Genomic DNA, 13,935 nt, shown 5'->3' with positions numbered 1-13,935 from the left:
AACAAACCCACGCCACCCATGATGCTTCCTTATCGACTCGAAGCCCGCACCACGCCCTCGCGCACGATGCAGCTCGCCGTGCCGCTGATCGCCGCAGTGCTGACGCTCGCGATCGGCTTTCTGATTTTCGGCCTCGTCGGCCGCGACCCGTTGCAGGCGATGCACGCGTTCTTCATCGAGCCGCTGTCGAGCATCAACGGCTGGTCGGAGCTATTGCTGAAGGCGTCGCCGTTGTGCCTGATCGGCCTCGGTCTCGCGATCGGTTATCGCGCGAACGTGTGGAACATCGGCGCCGAAGGGCAGATGCTGCTCGGCGGCATCGCGGCGAGCGGCGTCGCGATCTATTTCGATCAGGCGAGCGGCTGGTGGATCCTGCCGACGATGATGCTCGCGGGCATCCTCGGCGGCATGGCGTGGGCTGCGATTCCCGCATTCCTGAAGAGCCGTTTCAATACCAACGAGATTCTCGTGAGCCTGATGCTCACCTACGTCGCGACCCAACTACTGATCTACCTGGTGAGCGGCCCGTGGCGCGATCCGCAGGGCATGAACTTTCCGCTGTCGGAGATGTTCAGTGGCGACGCGCTGTTTCCGACGCTGTATGGCGACTGGCACTGGAAATTTCTGCGCGGCACGCGCCTGAACGCGTCCGTGTTCCTCACGCTGATCGCGATTCCACTCGTCTGGCTGTTCATGCGCAAAAGCTTCGCGGGCTACCGGATGAACGTCGGCGGACTCGCGCCGCTCGCCGCGCGCTACGCGGGCTTCTCCGACAAGAAGACGATCTGGACCTCGCTGCTGATCAGCGGCGGCCTCGCCGGCCTCGCCGGCATGGGCGAGATCGCCGGTCCGATCGGCCAGTTGCAGGCGACGTGGTCGCCGGGCTACGGCTTCACCGCGATCATCGTCGTGTTCGTCGGCCGGTTGCATCCGCTCGGCATCGTGCTCGCCAGTCTGCTGATGGCGCTGCTGTATCTCGGCGGCGAAGCGGTGCAGACCTCGATGCAATTGCCGCAGGCGCTGTCGGGCGTATTTCAGGGGTTGCTGCTGTTCTGCCTGCTCGGCGCCGATCTGTTCGTGAACTACCGCGTGCGGCGCCGCTCGGCTGTGGCAGTGGGTCATTGAGCTTGCCAATCAGCTCGCTAAACCGCTTTCAGAACTCGATATGGATATCCAGCAAGCCAGCGCGCTCACGTCGAGCGCGATCACCGCGTCGATCCCGCTGATGTTCGCGGGCGCCGGCGAACTCGTCGCCGAAAAATCGGGCGTGCTCAACCTCGGCGTGGAAGGGATGATGCTGATGGGCGCGGTCAGCGGCTACGCGGTCACGTCGATCACCGGCAGCCCGTGGCTCGGCGTGCTCGCCGCGATCGGCGCCGGTCTCGCGATGTCGCTGCTGTTCGCGTTCCTGACGCTGACGATGCTCGCCAACCAGGTCGCGACTGGCCTGTCCCTGACGATCTTCGGCATCGGATTGTCCGCGTACGTCGGCAAGCCGTACACGTCGGCCGCGGTGCGCGCGACGATCGATACGTGGACGATCCCCGGCCTGTCGAAAATCCCGGTGCTCGGTCCCGCGCTGTTTACGCTCACGCCGCTCGATTACCTCGCGTTCCTGATGTTCGCGGCGATCGGCTGGTTCCTGTACCGCACGCGCGCGGGGCTCGTGCTGCGCTCGGTCGGCGAATCGCCGCAGGTCGCGCACTCGGTCGGCTTTCCGGTGGTCGGCGTGCGCTATGGCGCGGTCGCGTTCGGCGGCGGCATGGCGGGGCTCGCGGGCGGCTACTATTCGATCGTCAATCTGCACCTGTGGCAGGAGAACCTGACCTCGGGCCGCGGCTGGATCGCGCTGGCACTCGTCGTGTTCGCGACGTGGCGCCCGGGACGTCTCTTGATCGGCTCGCTGCTGTTCGGCGCGGTGACGGGGCTGCAGTTCTACGCGCAGGCGATCGGCGTGCCGGTGCCGACGCAGTTCCTCGCGATGCTGCCCTACGTCGCGACGATCGTCGTGCTGGCGCTGATCTCGCGCAATCCGAACACGATTCGCCTGAATGCGCCCGCGTCGCTCGGCAAGCCGTTTTTTTCGGCGGGCTGACGGCGACACAGTTTTTTGTCAATCCGCTCACTACTATTCGCTCATCACGACAGGGGAAAAACATGAAGAGAAGAAATCTGCTGACCGCTTTCGCGTGGGGTGCGGCGTCGCTGGCACTTGCCGCGCCGCTCGCGCAAACCGCGCAGGCCGCCGACGTGCCGGGCGTCGCGTTCGTCTATCTCGGCAATCCGGGCGATGCCGGCTGGACCTTCGCGCACGATCAAGGCTCACGCGAAGCGGAAGCGAAGTTCGGTAACCGGATCAAGGTCACGCGCGTCGAGAACGTGCCGGAATCGGCCGACTCCGAGCGCGTGTTCCGCGATCTCGCCAACAAGGGCAACAAGATCATCTTCGGCACGAGCTTCGGCTTCCAGGACTTCCAGCTGAAAGTCGCGAAGGACTTCCCGGACACCATCTTCCTGCACGCGACCGGCTACAAGAAGGCGCCGAACTTCGGCACCTACGACGTACGCATGTACCAGGGCGCGTATCTTGCCGGCGTCGCCGCGGGCTACGTGACGAAGAGCAACACGCTCGGCTTCGTCGCGTCGGTGCCGATTCCGGAAGTGGTGCGTAACATCAACGCGTTCACGCTGGGTGCGCGCTCGGTGAACCCGAAGGTGCATACGAAGGTGATCTGGATCAACAGCTGGTTCGATCCGGGCAAGGAAAAGCAGGCCGCCGAAACGCTGATCGGCCAGGGCGCCGACGTGCTGCTGCAAAACACCGATTCAAGCGCGACGCTCGCCACAGCTTCGGAGAAGCACGTGCACGCGTTCGGCTGGGATTCGGACATGAAGAAGTTCGGTCCTGATGCGCATCTCGGCTCGGTGGTCGCGCACTGGGGCGTGTACTACAGCGCGGTGATCCAGCAGGTACTCGACGGCAAGTGGAAGAACGATCCGGTGTGGTGGGGCATTCCGCAGAAGGCCGTCAACCTCGAAAACCTGAACACGTCGGCGATTCCGGCCGATGGGCAGAAGCAGGTCGCCGCAAGGCGCGAAGAACTCGCGAGCGGCAAGCGCGACGTGTTCACTGGCCCGATCAAGGATCAGTCGGGCACGGTGAAGGTGCCGGAAGGCAAGACCCTGACCGATGCGGAATTGCAGCGCCTGAACTGGTACGTCGAGGGTGTCGACGGGGCGCTGCCGAAGTAAAGCGGGCGGTCCGCTGTTGAAAAAAAGCTGCATCCAGCCTGGGCTGGATGCAGCTTTTCTGTTTGCGGCCTGCGCGTCGCAGCGCGCAAGCGTGTCGTGCGGTCGCCGCTCAGTCCTCGATGCGCAGGCCGACCTTCAGCGTGACCTGCCAGTACGCGACCTTGCCGTTCTCGATCTGGCCGCGCGTTTCCGTGACCTCGAACCAGTGCAGATTGCGCAGCGTTTCCGACGCTTTGGCAATCGCGGTGGTGATCGCGTCGTCGATCGATGTCTTCGACGAACCGGTCAGTTCGATCTTCTTGTAAACGTGTTCTGACATGAATTCCTCCTTGGTGTGCGCCGCTGGTCGATAAAACGCTGCTCGGAAACGCGCATGGAAAAAGTATAGGCAACGGTTCGCGCAGTCCGTCGGACATATGCGTGCTCGCGAGCGTCATCGCCTGCGCGGCGGATCAAACGTCTTTGCCCGGACCATCGATGCCGCACGTCGCGTGCCCGGTATCGCATGGTCGCTATCATGTGTACGCAACATAACCCATTCAATCTGATAGCAACGAGGTTCGAACGTGGAAATTGGTTTTTGCGGCCCTGGTCTGATGGGCGCGCCGATGATCCGGCACCTGCTGCGCGCGGGCCATACCGTGCATGTGTGGAACCGCACGCGAGCGAAGGCCGAGGCGTTGCGGGCCGAGGGCGCGCACGTCGTCGATGCGCCGCGTGAGCTGGCCGCGCGCTGCGACGCGGTGCTGCTGTGCGTCGCGGACGCGGCGGCGGTCGAACAGACCGTGTTCGGCCCGGCGGGGCTGCTCGATGGCGATCCTTCGACTCCGCGCCGTGTGCGCTGGATCGTCGATCATTCGAGCATTGCGCCTGCAGCGACGCGCGCGCTGGCGCGAAGGGTGGCGGATTTCGCCGGGCAGGGCGGGATGGCGGGCGCGGGAGCCTGTCGGGATGGCGCTTCGATCGGCTGGATCGACGCACCGGTGTCGGGCGGCGTCGCCGGCGCCACGGCGGGCACGCTCGCGATCATGGCAGGCGGCGCGGCCAGCGATCTCGCCGCGGTGCGCCCCTTGCTCGATGCCTATGCCGCCCGCGTCACGCACATGGGCGAGGTCGGCGCCGGGCAAACCGCGAAGCTGTGCAATCAGGCGATCGTCACCGCGACCGTCGCCGCGATCGCCGAGGCCGTGAGCCTCGCGCAGCGCAGCGGCATCGACGCCGCGAAGCTGCCCGAGGCGCTCGCCGGCGGCTGGGCCGATTCGGTGCTGCTGCGGACCTTCGTGCCGCGGATGACGCAAAGCGATCTCGCGCCGATCGGCGCGTTGCGCACGTTCCAGAAGGACGTCGATACGGTCGCGGCGACCGCCTACGAGACCGGCACGCCGATGCCGGTCGCGTCGACGATCCAGCAATTGCTGCGACTCGGTGCCGCGATGGGGCTCGCCGACGCGGATTTTTCGGCCTTCATCGACATTCTGCAGACGCCGCGCGACGGCTCGAACGGGTAACGCGGGCCGGGGCGGGCGAACTGTCGGGTTGAAATCTCTAAACCTGCTAAAATATTGGGTTTTTCGCCGATATCACATTCAAAGGGACGCGCCGTGCTGTCTACTGCCAATATCACCATGCAATTCGGGCCGAAGCCCCTCTTCGAGAACATTTCGGTCAAATTCGGGGAAGGGAACCGCTATGGCCTGATCGGTGCGAACGGCTGCGGTAAATCCACCTTCATGAAGATTCTCGGTTCGGATCTGGAGCCGAGCTCGGGCAACGTGATGCTCGAGCCGAACGTGCGTCTGGGCAAGCTGCGTCAGGACCAGTTCGCATACGAAGACGTGCGCGTGCTCGACGTCGTGATGATGGGCCACACCGAAATGTGGGCCGCGATGACCGAGCGCGACGCGATCTACGCGAACCCCGACGCGACCGACGACGACTACATGCACGCGGCCGAACTCGAAGCGAAGTTCGCCGAGTACGACGGCTACACGGCCGAAGCGCGCGCGGGCGAACTGCTGCTCGGCATCGGCATCGCGATCGAAGACCACAACGGCCCGATGAGCAACGTCGCACCGGGCTGGAAGCTGCGCGTGCTGCTCGCGCAGGCGCTGTTCTCGAAGCCGGACGTGCTGCTGCTGGACGAGCCGACCAACAACCTGGACATCAACTCGATCCGTTGGCTGGAAGATATTCTGAACCAGTACAACTCGACGATGATCATCATCTCGCACGACCGGCACTTCCTGAACCAGGTCTGCACGCACATGGCCGACATGGACTACGGCACGCTGAAGGTCTATCCGGGCAACTACGACGACTACATGCTCGCAAGCACCCAGGCGCGCGAGCGTCAGCAGGCCGCCAACGCGAAGGCGAAGGAGCGCGTGGCCGATCTGCAGGACTTCGTGCGCCGCTTCTCGGCGAACAAGTCGAAGGCACGCCAGGCGACCAGCCGTCTGAAGATGATCGACAAGATCAAGATCGAGGAATTCAAGCCGTCGTCGCGGCAGAATCCGTTCATCCGCTTCGAGTTCGAGAAGAAGCTGCACAACATCGCGGTGGTCGCCGAGAGCATTTCGAAGAAGTACGAGCGCTCGATCTTCAATAACTTCAGCATCAGCGTGCAGCCGGGCGAGCGTATCGCGATCATCGGCGAGAACGGCGCGGGCAAGACCACGCTGCTGCGCTCGCTGCTCGGCAATCTGCAACTCGATCACGGCACGGTGAAGTGGGCGGAAAACGCGAACGTCGGCTACATGCCGCAGGACACGTACGAAGAGTTTCCGGACGACGTCACGCTGATGGACTGGATCGACCAGTACCGCAAGGAAGGCGACGACGAGCAGATGGTGCGCGGCACTCTCGGCCGCCTGCTGTTCAATGCCGACGACATCCGCAAGTCGGTCAAGGTGCTGTCGGGCGGCGAGAAAGGCCGCATGATCTGGGGCAAGCTGATGCTCGGTCGCCACAACGTGCTGCTGATGGACGAGCCGACCAACCACATGGACATGGAGTCGATCGAGTCGCTGCAGATCGCGCTGGACAAGTTCGAAGGCACGCTGATTTTTGTTTCGCACGACCGTGAGTTCGTCAGCGGCCTCGCGAACCGGATCATCGAAGTGCGCACGGACGGCACGCTGAACGACTTCGGCGGCAACTATGAGGACTTCCTGGCGAGTCAGGGCGTTCAATAAGCGCTGGGTCGCTGGTTTTCAGCGATCCCCAGAGGCCCATGCTGGCAGTTTGCCCGCGTGGGCCTTTTGTTTTGGTGGCTAGCCGGTGCCCCAGGCGCTGGACTAATGCCGGCTCAGCGCGAGCCGTCGAATGACTTCATCCAGCGTACCCATGGGGCGATTCTTCGCTTGAACCGCGCTATTTGCAGGTTTCGCCGCTCTAGCTGTAGGGTGCCTCACGAGTTCGTGCAGCGGCCGCATCGGGTGACTGAGCAGCGCGCTTTCCGCTTCCCGTCCAAGCGCAACGAACCGCACGTTTGGAGGGAACAGGCCGATGAAGTCAGTCAGAATCTGGACTGTCGCATGTAGCTCTGGATTCGTGGGGCGGCGGTTGCTTTCGGTGTCTTCGTCCGCGAACGGATGAAACGGGAATGCATTCCATAGCGCGAACTCGGTTGGATCGAAGCCATTGGAAAGCATCGTCTGCCAGACGACCGAGGCCGTTCTCTCATAGACACCGTATTCGCGGTCCGTCATTCGAGGCAGCGCATCGCGGCAACTGGTGCGGGTTGCCGAACCCGGCAGATAGTCCGGTAGCGGGCCGCACTCCGTTCTACTGGCGAAGCCGTTGAGCTTCGCATCGTTGCCAAGCAGAATCCGCTCGGAGGTCATCGCGATGCCCGTGAAACGTCCGCCGCGGCAGCTCAGCGCTTCCGCAATCAGGATCACCTTGACGCTCGTCCGGCGGGCTTGCAGGTAGGCGGCGAGCTGTTGCTGGCGAATCAGTGGCGCGTTGATGCCGGGCTGATCGCGTTCATCGGTCTCGGACCACGGATTGAACACGTGGGCCATTCGGCGCCATTGCGCGAGGCACTGAACGAAGTCCCTGGTGGTGGTCATGGAGCCGAAGTTTTCCGAAGCGTTCTCGGGTTTGGATGCATGCGCTTCCAACGCGCACAGAGGAAACCACAAACCAAAAAAATGCCGGGACATCCCGGCATTCTTCATGGTCGCAAGCAACCTCGAACTGCGATGCGTGCAGACGACCGGCTCACACCTTGTCGTTCTGAAAGCGCATCGCCGTGCCTTCCCGTTCGATCCGGGTCCAGATCGCGCGCTTTTCCTCGTCGCTGAGGAACACCCAGTTCGACACTTCGGTCGCGGTGCGGCCGCAGCCTTTGCAGACCTCGTCGAAGAGCGTGGAGCAGACGCCGATGCACGGGCTGTCGGGAAGATCGTGGAGATTCGAAGTCATCGGAAACCTTGGGGCGGGGAGGCAAAGTTCCGCTATGTTAACCGATGCGCGGAGCGTGCCTTGCAAGCGGCGTCAGCGCGATGCGAAGTTCACGACGGCCGCGCGGACGTGCGCGGCCGCCGTCATGCCCCGGTCGCCAGCTGCCACAACAACGCGCCGTTGAGCGCAATGATGAACCACGCCGACAGCCAAGCCAGCACGAGCGGCAGACCGTGCACACGCCAGCCGCGCATCAGCGTCGGATCGGACGCACAGCGGATCAGCGGCACGACCGCGAGCGGCAATTGCAGGCTCAGCACGACCTGGCTCGCGACCAGCAACTGATTCGAGCCATGCTGGCCGAACATGCCCACCGCGAGCAGGGCCGGCCCGATCGCGAGCGCACGCGTGAGCAGTGCGCGTTTCCAGCGCGGCAAGCGCAGCCGCAGGAAGCCCTCCATCACCGCCTGACCGGCCAGCGTGCCGGTGACGGTCGCGCTGAGTCCGCACGCGAGCAGCGCCGCCGCGAACAGGATGCCGGCCCAGCGGTTGCCGACGAGCGGCGCGATCAGCCGATGCGCATCGGCCAGATCGGTGACGTCGCGATGGCCGCTGGCATAGAACACGGCGGCCGCGACGATCAGCAGCGCGGCGTTGATCACGAACGCGAACGCAAGCGAGCCGAAGGTGTCGATATTAACGACGTGCAGCGCGGCCTTGATCTGCGCGTCGCTGCTTTCGGGCGCGTGGTGCTTGACGAGCGCCGAATGCAGATACAGGTTGTGCGGCATGACCGTCGCGCCGACGATGCCCGCCGCGAGCCACAGCATGCCCGCGCTTCTGATCAGCTCGATGCTCGGCGCGGTGCCGGCGAGCGCCGCGTGCCAGTCGGGCCGCGCGAGCGCGAGCTGCACGACGAAGCACAGACCGACGAGGCCGATCAGCGCGGCGATCACCGCTTCCAGCCTGCGGCCGCCTTTCTGCCGGAGCGCGAGCAGCGCGAACGTGCAGACCGCCGACATCAGCACGCCGACCGTCAGCGACACGCCGAGCAGCAGTTGCAGCGCGACCGCGCTGCCGACCACCTCGGCGACGTCGACGGCGATGATCGCGACTTCGCTAGTCAGCCATAAGAACAGCGTCGCGCGCCGGCCATTGCGCTCGCGGCACAGTTGCGCCAGATCGCGCCCGGTCACGACGCCGAGGCGCGACGACAGCCACTGCATCAGCATCCCCATCAGGCTCGCCAGCAGGACGATGCCGAGCAGGCGGTAGCCGTAGCCCGCGCCGGCGCCGAGCGCGGTCGCCCAATTGCCGGGGTCGATATAGCCGACCGCGATCAGCGCGCCGGCGCCGAGGAACGAGAACCAGTGCGCCGGACGCGTCGGCTCGCCCGGCAGACGCCGGCGCCGGTTGGGACGCATCGCGAAAGGATTGGTGTTCATCGTGCCAGAGCTTCCGGGAAACGCAGCCTGTTGCAAGTCATATGCCCACCGCAGGCGCGCAGCGGCTGGCCGGCCGTCGCGCGGCGACGTCGCGCAATCCGCATCAATGGATCATGATAGGAGCATTCGAGCCGTCGTGGCGAAGCCGGTGCGCGTGAAAGGTGCGCTGCCGCGCCGACGCGGCTCTGCACCGGCATGCAGCGTCCGGCACCCGCGCGGGCGCGAGCGGCGCCCCGGCCAGGTGCGAGCCGACGCCGACCTGACAAGCAGATAACAGCGACGCGACGAAACCCCCGCAACCTGCGCCAGAGCGGGGAAAGCGCGACCCCGGCGCGCGTATTTTCCGGTAGACACGCGCCGATAACCCGTTAAAATTGCGGCCATTTTGCAAGGGTGCGGCCAGAGCCTGTGCCGTTTGCGCGACAGCTCCGGGTTTTTTTTGGAGTGGGCAATAATTGGTGGTAGTTTTCGGGGTTTTCAGGGGGCCGTGCACGCGAGCGCGCGGCTTGAGTGACGACGGGAGCGGAGAACGGGATGAACAAACGGATAGTGGGGCAGGTGGCGGCGCTGATCTTGTGCGCGGCGCCGTGGTTGACGGCCGCTGCGAAAGATACGCAGCTGAACGTGTATAACTGGTCCGACTATATCGCGAAGGATACGATCCCGAACTTCACGAAACAGACCGGCGTTCAGGTCAAGTACGACAACTACGACAGCGACGACACGCTGCAGGCGAAGCTGCTTACCGGCAACTCGGGCTACGACATCGTCGTGCCGACCAGCAACTATGCGGGCAAGCAGATCGCCGCGGGCATCTTCGAGCCGCTCGACAAATCGAAGCTGCCGAACCTGAAGTACCTCGACCCGTCGCTGATGGCGCTCGTCGCCGGCGCCGATCCGGGCAACAAGTACGTGGTGCCCTGGGCGTACGGCACGACCGGCCTCGGCTACAACGTGACGAAGGTCCAGCAGATCCTCGGCAAGGACGTGCCGCTCGATAACTGGGACATTCTGTTCAAGCCGGAAAACATCTCGAAGCTGAAGGCCTGCGGCGTGTCGGTGCTCGACGCGCCGGACCAGATGTTCGCGGCCGCGCTGCACTACATGGGCAAGGACCCGATGAGCACGAACCCGGCCGACTACCGCGCCGCGCTCGAAATGCTGAAGAAAATCCGTCCGTACATCACGCAGTTCAACTCGTCGGGCTACATCAACGACCTCGTCGGCGGCGACGTGTGCTTCGCGTACGGCTGGTCGGGCGACGTCGTGATCGCCAAGCATCGCGCGCTCGAAGCGAAGAAGCCGTACAAGATCGAGTACTTCGTGCCGAAGGGCGGCGCACCGGTGTGGTTCGACGTGATGGCGATTCCGAAGGACGCGAAGCACAAGGAAGCCGCACTCGAGTGGATCAACTACATCGAGACGCCGCAGGTGCACGCCGCGATCACCAATGCCGTCTACTACCCGAGCGTCAATATGGAAGCGCGCAAGTACGTGGACAAGGACGTCGCGAACGACCCGGCCGTGTACCCGTCGCCGGAAACCATCAAGACGCTGTTCCTGTTGAAACCGCTGCCGCAGGAAATCCAGCGGCTGCAAACGCGACTGTGGACCGAGTTCAAGTCCGGCCGCTAAGCGCGGCAACAAACAGATAAGAAGCCTATGAAGCCCTCGGTGTTCACCGGGGGCTTTGTTCGTCAAACGCCGGAGTGAAGCAGCATTATGATGAGTAGTGACCAGCCGGGCGTGCTGGCCGGGACGGCCGTGCCGTCGACAGGCCCGAGCACCGTTACGGGAGCCGCAGCGGAGCAGTTCATCCAGATCGTCGACGTCGTGAAGAAGTTCGGCGAGACCGTCGCGGTCAAAGGGGTCAACCTGACGGTAAAGAAGGGCGAGCTGTTCGCGCTGCTCGGCAGTTCGGGCTGCGGCAAGTCGACCCTGCTGCGCATGATGGCCGGGCTCGAAACCGTGACGTCGGGCAAGATCCTGATCGATGGCGAAGACCTCGCGCAACTGCCGCCGTATCGCCGGCCGGTCAACATGATGTTCCAGTCGTACGCGCTGTTCCCGCACATGACGGTCGAGGCGAACGTCGCGTTCGGCCTGAAGCAGGAAGGCGTGCCGAAGGCCGAGCTGAAAGACCGCGTGCACAACGCGCTCGAACTCGTGCAGATGGGCCGCTTCGCGAAGCGCAAGCCGCATCAGCTGTCGGGCGGCCAGCAGCAGCGCGTCGCGCTCGCGCGCTCGCTCGTCAAGCGGCCGAAGCTGCTGCTGCTCGACGAGCCGATGTCGGCGCTCGACAAGCAGATCCGCCAGCGCACGCAGATCGAGCTTGTCAACATTCTCGACCAGGTCGGTGTCACCTGCATGATGGTCACGCACGATCAGGAAGAAGCGATGACGATGGCCAACCGCCTCGCCGTGATGAGCGAAGGCCAGATCGTGCAGCTCGGCACGCCGCATGAAGTCTACGAGTATCCGAACAGCCGTTTCTCGGCGGAATTCATCGGCTCGACCAATCTGTTCGAAGGCCGCACGGTCGAGGACGAACCCGATCACGTATTTATCGAAACGCCGGATCTGACTTGCCGTTTGCACGTCAATCACGGCATCACGGGTCCGCTCGGCATGCCGGTGACGATTTCGGTGCGGCCCGAACGCATCGCGCTCACGCGCAAGCCACCGGAGGGCGCGTACAACTGGGGCAAAGGCGTCGTCACTAATATCGCGTACATGGGCGGCTATTCGCTGTATCACGTGAAGCTCGAGGGCGGCAAGACCGTCATCGCGAACGTGACGAGCCTCGCGCTCACCGAAATCGATCCGCCGTCCTGGGGCGACGAAGTCTACGTGCGCTGGAGCGCATCGGCCGGCGTGGTGCTGACGTCATGAAAGAAGCGCTTCGCTCGTTTTTCACGTGGCCCGTGCGGCGTCTGAAGCTCACGGGACGTAGCGCGGTGGTGGCGGGACCGTTCATCTGGCTGCTGCTGTTTTTCCTCGTGCCGTTCCTGCTGGTCGTGAAGATCAGCTTCGCCGATTCGCAGCTCGGCATTCCGCCGTACACGCAGCTCGTCACCTTCGCGGAAGGCGCGCTGCACATCACGCTCGATCTGTCGCACTACGCGTTTCTGCTGACCGACAGCCTGTACTTCGCGACCTATGTGAATTCGGTCGTGGTTGCGGCGATTTCGACCCTGCTGTGTCTGCTGATCGGCTATCCGATGGCGTACTACATCGCGCGCTCCAATGCAGCCACCCGCAATCTGCTGATGATGGCCGTGATGCTGCCGTTCTGGACTTCGTTCCTGATCCGCGTGTACGCATGGATCGGCATTCTGAAGAACAACGGGCTGCTGAATAACTTCCTGATGTCGGTCGGCCTGATCCATACGCCGATCGAGTTGTATCACACGAACACGGCGGTCTACATCGGCATGGTCTATTCGTACCTGCCGTTTCTCGTGATGCCGCTTTACGCTCACCTCGTGAAAATGGACCTGACCTTGCTGGAAGCCGCCTACGACCTCGGTGCGAAGCCGTGGAAGGCGTTCTGGCAGATCACGCTGCCGCTGTCGAAGAACGGCATCGTCGCGGGCTGCCTGCTGGTGTTCATTCCGGCGGTCGGCGAGTACGTGATTCCGGAACTTCTCGGCGGCGCGAACACGCTGATGATCGGCCGCGTGATGTGGAACGAGTTCTTCGACAATGCGGACTGGCCGATGGCGTCCGCCGTCACCTGCGCGATGGTGTTGCTGCTGCTGGTGCCGATGGCGCTGTTCCAGCATGCGCAGGCGAAGGCATTGGAGGAGGGCCGCCAATGAAACCGAATCGCATGCTGCAGCTGATTGCTCTCGGCATCGGCTTTCTGTTTCTGTATATCCCGATCGTTAGCCTCGTCGTGTATTCGTTCAACGAATCGCAACTGGTCACGGTGTGGACACGCTTTTCGACACGCTGGTACGCGGCGCTGTTGCGGGACGACGAGCTCATCACATCGGCGTGGCTGTCGCTGCGGATCGGCTTGCTGACGGCGTTCGCGTCGGTGATCATCGGTACGTGGGCCGGCTTCGTGCTCGCGCGGATGGGCCGCTTTCGCGGCTTCACGCTGTACACGGGCATGATCAACGCGCCGCTGGTGATCCCCGAAGTGATTCAGGGCATTTCGCTGCTGCTGCTGTTCATCGAAATGGCGCGCTGGATCGGCTGGCCGGCCGAACGCGGCATCTTCACGATCTGGATCGGCCACGTGATGCTGTGTATTTCGTACGTCGCGATCATCGTGCAGTCGCGCGTGCGGGAGCTGCATCCGTCGCTCGAGGAAGCCGCGCTCGACCTCGGCGCGACTCCGTTGCGCGTGTTCTTCTCCGTGACGCTGCCGCTGATTTCACAGGCGCTAGTGTCGGGTTGGCTGCTGTCGTTCACGCTGTCGATCGACGACCTCGTGCTGTCCGCGTTCCTGTCGGGTCCCGGCTCGACGACCTTGCCGCTCGTCGTGTTCTCGCGCGTGCGTCTCGGCCTGAATCCGGAGATGAATGCGCTCGCGACGCTGTTCATCGCGGTCGTCACGGTCGGCGTGGTCGCGGCGAACTTCTTCATGCAGCGCGCGGAGCGCAAGCGGGCCGTGATGGCGGTTTGAGGTCGCGCGACGCGCTGGGCGCCTTCATTTCTTCTGGCGATAGCGATGTTCGAGTCCCTTCTGCGCGTGCTGGACTGGCAGCCGCTTTATCGGCTGTGGGAACTGATCGTGATCATCGTGAAGTTTCTATGGGAGCTGTTGCGATTGCTGAGCGGTGGCGGAGGGCAGTGATTGCGCCTGCCGCCGCGCGAGGCC

The 13,935-nt window shown here is 63.8% G+C and carries 14 protein-coding genes; 10 read left to right on the top strand and 4 right to left on the bottom strand.

The annotated features are described in order from the left end of the window. The first annotated feature begins 18 nt into the window (after positions 1-18). The 3 genes from AB3X95_RS04220 to AB3X95_RS04210 all read left to right on the top strand — a co-directional run bounded on the left by AB3X95_RS04220 (position 19) and on the right by AB3X95_RS04210 (position 3,252). Positions 19-1,125, top strand: coding sequence for an ABC transporter permease (locus tag AB3X95_RS04220; RefSeq protein WP_176108324.1), 1,107 nt, complete (start codon positions 19-21; stop codon positions 1,123-1,125). A 40-nt stretch (positions 1,126-1,165) separates the two neighbouring features. Beyond that, on the top strand, positions 1,166-2,095 hold the full coding sequence (locus AB3X95_RS04215; protein WP_176108325.1) for an ABC transporter permease: 930 nt from the start codon (positions 1,166-1,168) through the stop codon (positions 2,093-2,095). A 62-nt stretch (positions 2,096-2,157) separates the two neighbouring features. Further along, positions 2,158-3,252 carry a BMP family ABC transporter substrate-binding protein gene (locus tag AB3X95_RS04210; protein ID WP_176108326.1) on the top strand — a complete coding sequence of 365 codons (1,095 nt, stop codon included), beginning with the start codon at positions 2,158-2,160 and terminating at the stop codon, positions 3,250-3,252. A gap of 109 nt (positions 3,253-3,361) precedes the next feature. On the opposite strand, the gene AB3X95_RS04205 is transcribed toward AB3X95_RS04210, so the two are convergent. Next, on the bottom strand, positions 3,362-3,571 hold the full coding sequence (locus AB3X95_RS04205; protein WP_176125571.1) for a dodecin: 210 nt from the start codon (positions 3,569-3,571) through the stop codon (positions 3,362-3,364). A 247-nt stretch (positions 3,572-3,818) separates the two neighbouring features. Here AB3X95_RS04205 and AB3X95_RS04200 point away from each other — a divergent pair, with 247 nt between their 5' ends. Both AB3X95_RS04200 and AB3X95_RS04195 read left to right on the top strand, forming a co-directional pair. Further along, the gene (locus tag AB3X95_RS04200) at positions 3,819-4,760 is read left to right on the top strand and encodes an NAD(P)-dependent oxidoreductase (protein ID WP_368620743.1); all 942 of its coding nucleotides are present in this window, start codon (positions 3,819-3,821) and stop codon (positions 4,758-4,760) included. Positions 4,761-4,853: 93 nt separating this feature from the next. Further along, positions 4,854-6,446 (top strand): ABC-F family ATPase, encoded by a 1,593-nt coding sequence (locus AB3X95_RS04195; protein ID WP_176125573.1) that lies wholly within the window; start codon positions 4,854-4,856, stop codon positions 6,444-6,446. Positions 6,447-6,548: 102 nt separating this feature from the next. On the opposite strand, the gene AB3X95_RS04190 is transcribed toward AB3X95_RS04195, so the two are convergent. From AB3X95_RS04190 to AB3X95_RS04180, 3 genes are all read right to left on the bottom strand, one after another. After that, on the bottom strand, positions 6,549-7,433 hold the full coding sequence (locus AB3X95_RS04190) for a uracil-DNA glycosylase (protein ID WP_368620742.1): 885 nt from the start codon (positions 7,431-7,433) through the stop codon (positions 6,549-6,551). Positions 7,434-7,476: 43 nt separating this feature from the next. Continuing rightward, complete coding sequence (locus AB3X95_RS04185; RefSeq protein WP_090800501.1) at positions 7,477-7,680, bottom strand: DUF1289 domain-containing protein; 204 nt, start codon at positions 7,678-7,680, stop codon at positions 7,477-7,479. A 122-nt stretch (positions 7,681-7,802) separates the two neighbouring features. Further along, entirely contained in the window at positions 7,803-9,104 is a 1,302-nt protein-coding gene (locus AB3X95_RS04180; RefSeq protein ID WP_176125574.1) for an Nramp family divalent metal transporter, read from the bottom strand. Positions 9,105-9,638: 534 nt separating this feature from the next. On the opposite strand from AB3X95_RS04180, the gene AB3X95_RS04175 reads away from it, so the two are divergent. The 5 genes from AB3X95_RS04175 to AB3X95_RS04155 all read left to right on the top strand — a co-directional run bounded on the left by AB3X95_RS04175 (position 9,639) and on the right by AB3X95_RS04155 (position 13,911). Continuing rightward, positions 9,639-10,739, top strand: a complete 1,101-nt coding sequence (locus tag AB3X95_RS04175; RefSeq protein WP_176125575.1) for a polyamine ABC transporter substrate-binding protein — start codon at positions 9,639-9,641, stop codon at positions 10,737-10,739. Between the two features lie 90 nt (positions 10,740-10,829). Then, the gene (locus AB3X95_RS04170) at positions 10,830-11,996 is read left to right on the top strand and encodes an ABC transporter ATP-binding protein (RefSeq protein ID WP_368620778.1); all 1,167 of its coding nucleotides are present in this window, start codon (positions 10,830-10,832) and stop codon (positions 11,994-11,996) included. Next, positions 11,993-12,925 (top strand): ABC transporter permease subunit, encoded by a 933-nt coding sequence (locus AB3X95_RS04165; protein ID WP_176125577.1) that lies wholly within the window; start codon positions 11,993-11,995, stop codon positions 12,923-12,925. Before AB3X95_RS04170 ends, AB3X95_RS04165 begins: the two co-directional genes overlap by 4 nt. Further along, positions 12,922-13,740 carry an ABC transporter permease subunit gene (locus tag AB3X95_RS04160; protein ID WP_176108333.1) on the top strand — a complete coding sequence of 273 codons (819 nt, stop codon included), beginning with the start codon at positions 12,922-12,924 and terminating at the stop codon, positions 13,738-13,740. The genes AB3X95_RS04165 and AB3X95_RS04160 overlap by 4 nt, the downstream gene beginning before the upstream one ends. Before the next feature lie 45 nt (positions 13,741-13,785). Further along, a complete protein-coding gene (locus tag AB3X95_RS04155; protein WP_255208739.1) occupies positions 13,786-13,911 on the top strand; it encodes a hypothetical protein in 126 nt (41 codons plus the stop codon). The last annotated feature ends 24 nt before the right edge of the window (positions 13,912-13,935 follow it).

Source organism: Paraburkholderia sp. BR13444, from assembly GCF_040948755.1.
GTDB classification, from domain to species: domain Bacteria; phylum Pseudomonadota; class Gammaproteobacteria; order Burkholderiales; family Burkholderiaceae; genus Paraburkholderia; species Paraburkholderia youngii.
The sequence above is the reverse complement of the archived record's forward strand: the minus strand, read 5'-3'. Positions and strand labels throughout refer to the sequence as shown.

What these genes read in the sequence shown, in the direction of transcription:
- AB3X95_RS04205 (WP_176125571.1), bottom strand. Translation starts at nt 3,571, where the DNA reads ATGTCAGAACACGTTTACAAGAAGATCGAACTGACCGGTTCGTCGAAG.
- AB3X95_RS04185 (WP_090800501.1), bottom strand. Translation starts at nt 7,680, where the DNA reads ATGACTTCGAATCTCCACGATCTTCCCGACAGCCCGTGCATCGGCGTC.
- AB3X95_RS04190 (WP_368620742.1), bottom strand. Translation starts at nt 7,433, where the DNA reads ATGAAGAATGCCGGGATGTCCCGGCATTTTTTTGGTTTGTGGTTTCCT.
- AB3X95_RS04215 (WP_176108325.1), top strand. Translation starts at nt 1,166, where the DNA reads ATGGATATCCAGCAAGCCAGCGCGCTCACGTCGAGCGCGATCACCGCG.
- AB3X95_RS04220 (WP_176108324.1), top strand. Translation starts at nt 19, where the DNA reads ATGATGCTTCCTTATCGACTCGAAGCCCGCACCACGCCCTCGCGCACG.
- AB3X95_RS04180 (WP_176125574.1), bottom strand. Translation starts at nt 9,104, where the DNA reads ATGAACACCAATCCTTTCGCGATGCGTCCCAACCGGCGCCGGCGTCTG.
- AB3X95_RS04165 (WP_176125577.1), top strand. Translation starts at nt 11,993, where the DNA reads ATGAAAGAAGCGCTTCGCTCGTTTTTCACGTGGCCCGTGCGGCGTCTG.
- AB3X95_RS04155 (WP_255208739.1), top strand. Translation starts at nt 13,786, where the DNA reads ATGTTCGAGTCCCTTCTGCGCGTGCTGGACTGGCAGCCGCTTTATCGG.
- AB3X95_RS04175 (WP_176125575.1), top strand. Translation starts at nt 9,639, where the DNA reads ATGAACAAACGGATAGTGGGGCAGGTGGCGGCGCTGATCTTGTGCGCG.
- AB3X95_RS04160 (WP_176108333.1), top strand. Translation starts at nt 12,922, where the DNA reads ATGAAACCGAATCGCATGCTGCAGCTGATTGCTCTCGGCATCGGCTTT.
- AB3X95_RS04210 (WP_176108326.1), top strand. Translation starts at nt 2,158, where the DNA reads ATGAAGAGAAGAAATCTGCTGACCGCTTTCGCGTGGGGTGCGGCGTCG.
- AB3X95_RS04170 (WP_368620778.1), top strand. Translation starts at nt 10,830, where the DNA reads ATGAGTAGTGACCAGCCGGGCGTGCTGGCCGGGACGGCCGTGCCGTCG.